Source organism: Streptomyces sp. SID3343 (assembly GCF_009865215.1).
Classification (GTDB): domain Bacteria; phylum Actinomycetota; class Actinomycetes; order Streptomycetales; family Streptomycetaceae; genus Embleya.
Window position 1 is genome coordinate 1 of sequence record NZ_WWJX01001112.1, and the last position, 233, is coordinate 233.

Annotated in this window: 1 pseudogene; it reads right to left on the minus strand. The window is 70.4% G+C overall.

Features of this window, described 5'->3' with window-relative positions:
* A pseudogene (locus GT354_RS54890) lies at positions 1 to 233 on the minus strand (hypothetical protein); the annotation flags it as partial.

Here is a 233-nt window from a genome sequence, read left to right on the forward strand (position 1 = left end):
CGTCAGCGGTGCTCCGCATGGCGTCCGGGATGCCCTCCTGTCCCCATATACGGGCGTCGATCTCGCAGATACGACCGGCGAACTGTGCCCGGGTACGGAATTCCGCCAGAACGGCCGAGCGGACAGCGGAGGCAACAGCGGCGGAGGCGCCCGCAGCCTGCTGCTCCTCACCCTGGGACGCCAACGCTCCCGGAATCGCTTCGGCCAGACGGCGCACGAGCGTGCCGGCCTCC